The organism is Monashia sp. HAY1-2A (assembly GCF_056755315.1).
Window position 1 is genome coordinate 1 of the sequence record NZ_JBNDHY010000174.1, and the last position, 8,586, is coordinate 8,586.

Here is an 8,586-nt window from a genome sequence, read left to right on the forward strand (position 1 = left end):
GCACCTCCACCTCGGCCACCGCGACGCACAGCTACACGACCGCCGGCAGCTACACCGTCACGGTCACCGTCACCAACACCTCCGGCCTGACCGCGACCGCGCAGAAGACGGTCAGTGTCTCCGCGGCGATCCGGCCGCCGACGGCCTCGCTGTCCGTGACCCCGTCCAGCGGCACCGCACCCGTCGCGGTCACCGCCGACGCCTCGGCCTCCACCGACCCCCAGGGCCAGACCCTGTCGTACGCCTTCGACTTCGGCGACGGCACGACCGTGCCCGCGTCGGCCTCCGCCACGGCGACGCACAGCTACGTCTCGGCCGGCAGCTACACGGTCGTCGTGACCGTCACCAACACCTCCGGCCTGACCTCCACCGCGCAGAAGACGGTCACCGTCTCCGCGGCGATCCGGCCGCCGACGGCCTCGTTGTCCGTGACCCCGTCCAGCGGCACCGCGCCCGTCGCGGTCACCGCCGACGCCTCGGCGTCCACCGACCCGCAGGGCCAGACCCTGTCGTACGCCTTCGACTTCGGTGACGGCACGACCGTGCCCGCGTCGGCGACCGCCACCGCGACGCACACCTACAGCGTCGCGGGCGCCTACACCGTGACCGTCACCGTCACCAACACGTCCGGCGTCAGCGCCACGGCGCAGCGGTCGGTCACGGTCGCCGCGCCGCCACCCGGCTTCGTGGCCACGGTCGGCACGGCGTCGTCGACGACGTCCGCCTCGTCCGCGACCGTCACGCTCGGAACCGGGGCCGGCGTCCAGCAGAACCACCTCGTCGTCGTGACGCTCCAGGTGCTGACCAACTCGAACGGCGCCGCCAGCGTCACCGACACGGCCGGCAACACCTACACCCTCGCCCGGTCGGTGTCCGTGAGCGGCGGCCGGCTCCTCGTCCTCACGGCGCTCGCGACCAAGCCGCTGCCGCAGGGTGCCAAGATCACGGCGACCTTCCCGAAGGTCTCGTCGTACCGGATGGTCGTGGACGACCTTCAGGGTGTGGCGCGGGTCGACCGGGTCGCCTCGGCCACCGGCACGACGGCCTCGTTCTCGTCCGGGCTGACCCAGACGACGACGGCGGCACGTGAGGTCGTGTTCGGGGCGGTCGCCTCGTTCACTGCGGCGACGAACCCGACGTGGACCTCGGCGTGGACCGCGCTCACCCCGCAGGCGACGGGCCAGACCAACCTCGGCCGCGCCTACCAGCTCCCGACGTCCACCGGCACGTTCCGCGCGGACGGCACCACCTCGGGCACCTGGGCCGCGCTCGTCCTCACCTTCGCACCGTGACCACCGCACCGATTGGATGAGCCGGTCCGCGTGGTGTTATCGTTCCTTCCGCACCGAGGGGCTGTGGCGCAGTTGGTAGCGCGTCTCGTTCGCAATGAGAAGGTCAGGGGTTCGAATCCCCTCAGCTCCACAACATCAAGCAGGACCGGACACGCTTTTCGTCCGGTCCTGCTTCATGTTCTGGAACAGGTTGGGGGGATTCGGGAGGAGGCGGAGCGCAGCGGAGCCGACGGCTCCCTCAGCTCCACCAACGGCAGAGAGACCGGACACGCTTTTCCTCCGGTCTCTCTGCCGTTTCTGGGACTCAGTGATTCGAGGAGGAGCCGGAGCGCCAGCGGAGGCGACGGAGTCCCCTCAGCTCCACCAGACAGAACCGCGTCCCACCTGCAGATTCACGCAGGAACGGGCGGGGTTCCCTCTTTGTCATCCGCCCGTCTCCTGCCGATGTGTCCCGGTGTCCCCCGAGGTCACATTGAGCCCCGCCTGACTCGTGTCCCTGTCGCATCTGGTGGGCAACCCGTCGGATGGGGTCCCCGTGGCTCGGTGGGGGCGCCCCCGGAGCGCCGTCGTTCGGAAGGACGGGCTCACGACCAGCCGTCGGCGGCGCGTGATCACGGCCCCAGGCTCGTCACATCGGGGGCGGCTCGATCGTGTTCAGCTGGTTGGCTTGCCGTGGCGGCCATGAGCCGATCATCACCCGCTCCGACAGATGTGGGCACCACCGAGGCGCCTGCAGCGGAAACGTACGCGTTCCCGCGGTCCCGCCGTCCCGGCATTGTCAGATGTAGTAGCCCCGGAAGACGCCGGAGTCATCACGCTCCAGCCGAACCCCTTCGGGCTCTTCGAGCCGGAAGCCGATGCTCAAGAGGATCTCCTCGTAGAGGTCGGCGTCGCCTGCGGCCACGGTGTGCACCGTCGGCCGGTCGGTCCCTGACGTTGTGTGCCAGACACGACAGTAGAAGGACGGTCCTCCGTCACTCGCATCCCGTAGTTGTTGCGGGTCGCTCGGGCCACCCGCGACGACTTCGACACGGTCCGGCTGGACGAGCACCCAAGCCACACCGTCACCGGTTGGTATGTGTCCCACCATCTGGGTCGCATCGCGCCAGCCTGGCCCGGAGAAAAGATCGAGGACGATCAGGCGACGCATCATGACTGGGCTCTGGTTCGTGCCGTCGACCCGGCGGACCCTGCTTGATGGGGGGAGTCGATCCCGTTCGCGAACCCGGGAGCTGACAGCGCGGCCCCCAGCCGCCGCCCCATTGCCGGAGCGCTGAGGACCGGCGCCTCGGACCATGCAAAGAAGCCGCAGGAAGTCATGAGCCGCACCGGCCGCGGTTACGGCGGATGCGACGCTGCAGACGCAGCTCGTCACGCAGCCGCGAAGGGAGCGGCAGGTTGCGGACACTGAGCGCCGCGGCGTATCGCTCCATGGCCTCCAGCAACGACTCGTGTGCAGCGTGAAGCGGTGCTGACGCGGGTACGCCGCGGAGTCGCTGCACCTCTTCACGGGCACGGCGCACGTCGGCTGCCAGCACTGTCAGCGACCGGTTCACAGGAGGTGGGCCTTCGGGTGCATCAGCGGACATTCGAGACCTCGGCTCCCCCGCGGCCCGAGACGTTTCCGGTGTGCGAGACAGCCCGAGCCTACGTCCTGTTGTCGGCAAGCGGGCAGGTCTGCGTCTTCTCGGCCGCCGCACGTCACGAGCCGGTCCGCGACAGGTCTTCGGGCCGGCTCACGAAGTGTCGATCCGGTACGGCGCCGAAGGAGCCGGCTGCGTCTCTGTGAGGACCTGTCTCGCGCCTTGCAGTTGTGGCGACTCACCGCCCGGGCGCACACTGGGAAGGCGTCGCTGCGCGATACCTTGGTTGGTCCCTGGTAGGCCCGGCGATGGAACGGATGGCGCCCATGGGCACAGCAGCTGAGCGACCTCGTCCCGATCTGCCCGAGTGGGCCCTTGCGCAGGCCATGCACGGTCGCGAGGACGCCAACACGGTCGGCCGCGACGAGCGTGCCCGCCTCCTCGTAAAGGCGTTCGAGGACGAGCGCCACGACGCTGAGGACGATGCAGATCAAGGCGGCGAGGGCTAGCCGCGCCTGCGTGCGTCTGGTGCCACAGCGCACGTCCCTCGAGGCGTGCAGGGCGCGACTGGGTTGGGACGCCTCGGCGCCCTCACGCTTCCGCACGGAGCCCCCGCTGACCAGGAAAGCAAGACCGGTGGCAACACGCTGACGAAGCGCCCAGCGTGGTGGTGAATGGCCACGTTGACGCTGCCTCAGCGTCTGCGCGGCCGTCTGCTCGGAGCCTCATCTTCAACCGCTCGGCGATCGTCTCCAGGGCTGCCATTGGCTCAACGCACGACGACGAAGGCTCCGTCCTGGAGCTTCGGTTGACCGCATCCTGCCGAGGCCAGAACGAGCAAGCCAACCAGCGTCGCGCCGGGTTCGTCACAGATTCGAGGAGGAGCCGGAGCGCTGGCGGAGGCTACGGGGCCCCCTCAGCTCCTCACCTCACCCTTGCCTGTCGAGCCGCGTCCCGGATCGTCGACGGCGCGGGTGCGCCTGTCTGACACATCACAGCCCGCCTGTCTCCTCGCTCACAGCGAGGCCGATACCCGCGGGGGTACCGTCGAGGCATGACCACAACCAGAAGGTCACTCGTAGTACTGGGAGCGGGCACGGCCGGCACCATGGTCGTGAACAAGCTGAGGCGCCGCCTACCCGCCGACGAGTGGCGCATCACCGTCGTCGACAAGGACGACACCCACGACTACCAGCCGGGATACCTCTTCCTGCCGTTCGGCCTCATCGAGCCCGACCAGGTCCGACGAAGCCGGCACAGACTCATCGGCGACGGCATCGAGCTCGTGCTCGGCGACGTGGAGCGTGTCGACCCCGAGGCCCGCGAGGTCTCGTTGGCCGACGGCCGCACCCTCGCCTACGACGAGCTCGTCATCGCCTCCGGTACGTCGCCGCGCCCCGACCAGACGCCCGGCATGCTCGGGCCGGAGTGGCACCGCAGCGTCGGCGAGTTCTACACCTTCGACGGGGCGATGGCCCTACGCGAGGCGCTGGACGGCTTCTCGGGAGGCCGTCTCGTCGTGCACATCACCGAGATGCCGATCAAGTGTCCGGTGGCGCCCCTCGAGTTCGCCTTCCTCGCCGACGACTTCCTGCGCCGCCGGGGCCTGCGCGACCGCACCGAGCTCGTCTACGTGACCCCGCTCGACGGCGCCTTCACCAAGCCGGTCGCGAGCCGCGAGCTCGGCCACCTGCTGGCCGACAAGGACATCACCCTCGAGACCGACTTCCTCGTCGAGCACGTCGACCAGGAGCGAAGAGTCCTCGTCTCCTACGACGAGCGCGAGATCGCATACGACCAGCTCGTGACGATCCCGCTCAACATGGGCGCCGACTTCGTCGCGCGCTCGGGGCTCGGTGACGAGCTGAGCTACGTCCCGGTCGACAAGCACACGATGCTCTCCACCGAGCACGCATCGATCTTCGCCCTCGGCGACGCGAGCAACATCCCGACGTCGAAGGCCGGCTCCGTCGCGCACTTCTCCGTCGAGGTGTTCGCGGACAACTTCGTCGAGCACGCAGCCGGGCGCCCGATGAGCCACTCGTTCGACGGGCACGCCAACTGCTTTGTCGAGTCCGGCGGCGGCAAGGCGATGCTGCTCGACTTCAACTACGACACCGAGCCCTTGACCGGCACCTTCCCGCTGCCACACCTCGGGCCGATGACGCTGCTCAAGCAGTCGCGGGCCAACCACGTCGGCAAGCTCGCGTTCCGCCACATCTACTGGAACCTCCTGCTCCCCGGACGACCTCTCGGCCTGCCCGCGCAGATGTCGATGGCGGGGAAGGTCCCCGCTCCCGCGAGCGCTTGAAAGGAGCGTCACCATGCCCACCACGACGATCGCCGGCCACGCCGTCGAGGTCAACGACGAGGGCTTCCTCACCCACCCGGACCAGTGGTCGGACGACCTCGGTGTCGAGCTCGGCCGCCTCATCGGGATCGAGCTGACCGACGAGCACTGGAAGCTCGTGCACTTCCTGCGTGACGACTTCGCCCGCCAGGGCGAGACGGCGACCCTGCGCCGGGTCAGCACGCAGACCGGCACCCCCATCAAGTCCCTCTTCGACCTCTTCCCCGGCAAGCCGGCCAAGAAGATGGCGTACGTCGCGGGACTGCCCAAGCCGAAGGGATGTGTGTGATGACCACCCAGACCGCCCCGCTCGTCCCGTCGTTCGACGCTCCCGACGCGCAGGGTCGCAAGCTCGCGATCATCTGCAGCAAAGGCAACCTCGACATGGCCTACCCCGGCCTCATCCTCGCCAACGCGGCGCTCGGGGAAGGCGTCGAGACGCACCTGTTCTTCACGTTCTGGGGCTTCGACATGATCAACAAGAAGACGTCTGGCCACCTGAAGTTCACGATGCTCGGCAACACCGCCACCCACCTGCCCCAGGGGCTCGGCGGCGTCCCGGGCATGACCCACCTGGCCACCTCGCAGATGAAGAAGGCCATCGCGGACCTGGACGTCCCGGAGGTGCCCGACTTCCTCGACCAGATCGTGGCCTCCGGCGGGCACCTGTGGGCATGCCGGATGTCCGCGGACATGCAGCACCTGACCGAGCAGGACCTGCGCGACGACGTCGAGGGAATCATCTCGGCCTCGGACTTCATCGAGCTGACCGACGGGGCGCAGCTGCTCTTCATCTAGGTGGCGCTCCTCCCGACCTTGACGACATACCCTATGGGGGTATCTTGAGGGTATGGACAGCCACGGCGACCACTCGACCTCGACGACCTCGCTCGTGAAGGACCCGGTCTGCGGCATGGACGTCGACCCCGCCACCAGCGAGCACCACCTCGTGGTGGACGGACACGACTACTACTTCTGCTCCGCCGGTTGCAAGGCCGCGTTCGAGGTGAACCCGAGCGCCTACCTCGGGTCCCCGGCGCCCGCGTCCGGCGTGCACGACCACGGCGTGCACGACCACGGCAGCCATGGCCACGAGCACCACCACCTGGACAGCTCCCCGCACGCGAACCACGAAGAGGTCGCCGCTCCTGCGGTTTCGGTCGGCGACGTCGCCGAGTGGACGTGCCCCATGCACCCGGAGGTCCGACGACCGGGACCGGGCACCTGCCCGATCTGCGGCATGGCGCTCGAACCGGTCACCGTGACCGCGGACAGCGGACCCAACCCCGAGCTGGCCGACATGACCCGCCGGTTCACCGTGGCCCTCATCCTCAGCATCCCGGTCCTCGTCCTGTCGATGGGACGCGACCTCGTCCCCGCCCTGCAGGACGCCATCTCGGCACCCGCGGCGAACTGGGCCCAGCTCGTGCTGGCCACTCCGGCGGTGCTGTGGGCCGGCTGGCCGTTCTTCGAGCGAGGCTGGACCTCGCTTCGAACGATGAAGCTGAACATGTTCACCCTCATCGCGATGGGCACCGGCGTGGCGTGGGCGTTCAGCGTGGTGGCGACCGTTGCGCCCGGGCTGTTCCCGGAGGCCTTCCGGATGGACGGTGCGGTCGCCGTCTACTTCGAGGCCGCCGCCGTCATCACGACCCTCGTCCTGCTCGGGCAGGTCCTCGAGCTCCGCGCACGGGAGAGCACGTCGGGGGCCATCCGCGCGCTGCTCGACCTCACCCCCAAGACCGCCCACCGCATCGACACCGAGGGCAACGAGGCCGACGTCACCCTCGACGAGGTGCAGCTCGGCGACCTGCTGCGGGTCCGGCCGGGCGAGTCCCTCCCCGTGGACGGCGCCGTCCAGGAGGGCCGCACCACCGTCGACGAGTCGATGGTCACCGGCGAGTCGATGCCGGTGACCAAGACAACGGGCGACGCCGTCATCGGTGGCACCGTCAACCAGACCGGCTCACTGGTCATCCGTGCCGAGAAGGTCGGGCGCGACACGATGCTCGCCCGCATCGTCCAGATGGTGGCCGACGCGCAGCGCTCCCGCGCACCGATCCAGCGGCTCGCCGACCGCGTCTCCGCCGTCTTCGTGCCCGCGGTCATCGTGATCGCCGTGGCCGCGTTCGTCGTCTGGGCCACGGCGGGCCCCGACCCGCGGCTGGCGCACGCGCTCGTCGTGGCGGTCAGCGTCCTCATCATCGCCTGCCCCTGTGCGCTGGGCCTGGCCACACCCGTGTCGATCATGGTGGGCGTCGGCCGGGGCGCCTCGCTCGGGGTGCTGATCAAGAACGCCGAGGCGCTCGAGCTGATGGAGAAGGTCGACACCCTCGTCGTCGACAAGACCGGCACCCTGACGCAGGGCCGCCCGTCCGTCACCCACATCAGCCCCGCCGACGGAGCGGACCAGGACGAGGTCCTGCGGCTCGCGGCCGCCGTCGAGCGCGCCAGCGAGCACCCGCTCGGTCTCGCCGTCGTCCGGGCCGCCACCGACGCGGGACTGAACGTTCCCGACGTCACGGAGTTCGACGCCCCCATCGGCAAGGGCGTCACCGGCACGGTCGATGGTGCCCGGGTCCTCGTGGGCAGCAAGACGTTCCTGGCCGGCCAGGGCGTCGACACCGCCGGCATGGACGCCGAGGCGGACCGGCTACGGGCCGACGGCGCCAGCGCCGTCTACGTCGCGGTCGAGGGCAGCGTCGCCGGGGTGCTCGCCATCGCCGACCCCGTCAAGGACACCACGCCGGGCGCGCTGAAGGCCCTGCGCGAGGACGGCATCGAGGTCGTCATGCTCACCGGTGACAACGAGGTCACCGCCCACGCCGTCGCCCGTCGCCTGGGCATCGACCGTGTCGAGGCCGAGGTGCTGCCCGAGCACAAGAGCGACGTCGTCAAGGCCCTGCGCGCCGAGGGCCGGGTCGTGGCGATGGCCGGCGACGGCGTCAACGACGCCCCCGCCCTGACCACGGCCGACGTCGGCATCGCCATGAGCACCGGCACCGACGTCGCGATCGAGAGCGCCGGTGTGACCCTGCTCAAGGGAGACCTGACCGGCATCGTCCGCTCCCGCGCCCTGTCCGAGGCCACGATGTCGAACATTCGGCAGAACCTCGTGTTCGCCTTCGTCTACAACGCCGCCGGCATCCCCCTCGCAGCCGGCGTGCTCTACCCGGCCTTCGGGCTGCTGCTGTCGCCCATGATCGCCGCGGCCGCGATGGCGCTCTCGTCGGTCAGCGTCATCGGCAACGCGCTGAGGCTGCGTACGCAGCACCTCCCGGGCCAACCACTGCGCAAGCCCTGACGACCTGAGTGACCGCATCCCTGTCTCTTATACACATCTGACGCTGCCGACGACGGA

Annotated in this window: 7 protein-coding genes and 1 tRNA gene; 7 read left to right on the forward strand and 1 reads right to left on the reverse strand. The window is 69.6% G+C overall.

Going from position 1 to position 8,586, the window contains the following annotated elements; translation table 11 throughout:
* Together ACPYOM_RS19045 and ACPYOM_RS19050 are read left to right on the forward strand one after the other, a co-directional pair.
* Positions 1–1,292, forward strand: a 1,292-nt coding sequence (locus ACPYOM_RS19045) for a PKD domain-containing protein (RefSeq protein WP_481347163.1), incomplete at its 5' end; no start/stop codon positions are given.
* A gap of 57 nt (positions 1,293–1,349) precedes the next feature.
* Positions 1,350–1,422: transfer RNA gene (locus tag ACPYOM_RS19050), tRNA-Ala, on the forward strand.
* Positions 1,423–2,070: 648 nt separating this feature from the next.
* Here the strand turns inward: ACPYOM_RS19050 and ACPYOM_RS19055 are convergent.
* Complete coding sequence (locus ACPYOM_RS19055; protein ID WP_481347164.1) at positions 2,071–2,445, reverse strand: hypothetical protein; 375 nt, start codon at positions 2,443–2,445, stop codon at positions 2,071–2,073.
* Between the two features lie 756 nt (positions 2,446–3,201).
* Here ACPYOM_RS19055 and ACPYOM_RS19060 point away from each other — a divergent pair.
* From ACPYOM_RS19060 to ACPYOM_RS19080, 5 genes are all read left to right on the forward strand, one after another.
* Positions 3,202–3,384 carry a hypothetical protein gene (locus tag ACPYOM_RS19060; protein ID WP_481343787.1) on the forward strand — a complete coding sequence of 61 codons (183 nt, stop codon included), beginning with the start codon at positions 3,202–3,204 and terminating at the stop codon, positions 3,382–3,384.
* Between the two features lie 545 nt (positions 3,385–3,929).
* Positions 3,930–5,186, forward strand: a complete 1,257-nt coding sequence (sqr, locus tag ACPYOM_RS19065) for a type III sulfide quinone reductase, selenoprotein subtype (protein ID WP_481347165.1) — start codon at positions 3,930–3,932, stop codon at positions 5,184–5,186.
* 13 nt (positions 5,187–5,199) lie between these two features.
* The gene (locus tag ACPYOM_RS19070) at positions 5,200–5,514 is read left to right on the forward strand and encodes a TusE/DsrC/DsvC family sulfur relay protein (RefSeq protein ID WP_481347166.1); all 315 of its coding nucleotides are present in this window, start codon (positions 5,200–5,202) and stop codon (positions 5,512–5,514) included.
* The gene (locus ACPYOM_RS19075) at positions 5,514–6,023 is read left to right on the forward strand and encodes a DsrE/DsrF/DrsH-like family protein (RefSeq protein WP_481347167.1); all 510 of its coding nucleotides are present in this window, start codon (positions 5,514–5,516) and stop codon (positions 6,021–6,023) included. Before ACPYOM_RS19070 ends, ACPYOM_RS19075 begins: the two co-directional genes overlap by 1 nt.
* A gap of 52 nt (positions 6,024–6,075) precedes the next feature.
* On the forward strand, positions 6,076–8,529 hold the full coding sequence (locus ACPYOM_RS19080; protein WP_481347168.1) for a heavy metal translocating P-type ATPase: 2,454 nt from the start codon (positions 6,076–6,078) through the stop codon (positions 8,527–8,529).
* Positions 8,530–8,586 lie beyond the last annotated feature (57 nt).

What these genes read in the sequence shown, in the direction of transcription:
- ACPYOM_RS19080 (WP_481347168.1), top strand. Translation starts at nt 6,076, where the DNA reads ATGGACAGCCACGGCGACCACTCGACCTCGACGACCTCGCTCGTGAAG.
- ACPYOM_RS19075 (WP_481347167.1), top strand. Translation starts at nt 5,514, where the DNA reads ATGACCACCCAGACCGCCCCGCTCGTCCCGTCGTTCGACGCTCCCGAC.
- sqr (WP_481347165.1), top strand. Translation starts at nt 3,930, where the DNA reads ATGACCACAACCAGAAGGTCACTCGTAGTACTGGGAGCGGGCACGGCC.
- ACPYOM_RS19055 (WP_481347164.1), bottom strand. Translation starts at nt 2,445, where the DNA reads ATGATGCGTCGCCTGATCGTCCTCGATCTTTTCTCCGGGCCAGGCTGG.
- ACPYOM_RS19070 (WP_481347166.1), top strand. Translation starts at nt 5,200, where the DNA reads ATGCCCACCACGACGATCGCCGGCCACGCCGTCGAGGTCAACGACGAG.
- ACPYOM_RS19060 (WP_481343787.1), top strand. Translation starts at nt 3,202, where the DNA reads ATGGGCACAGCAGCTGAGCGACCTCGTCCCGATCTGCCCGAGTGGGCC.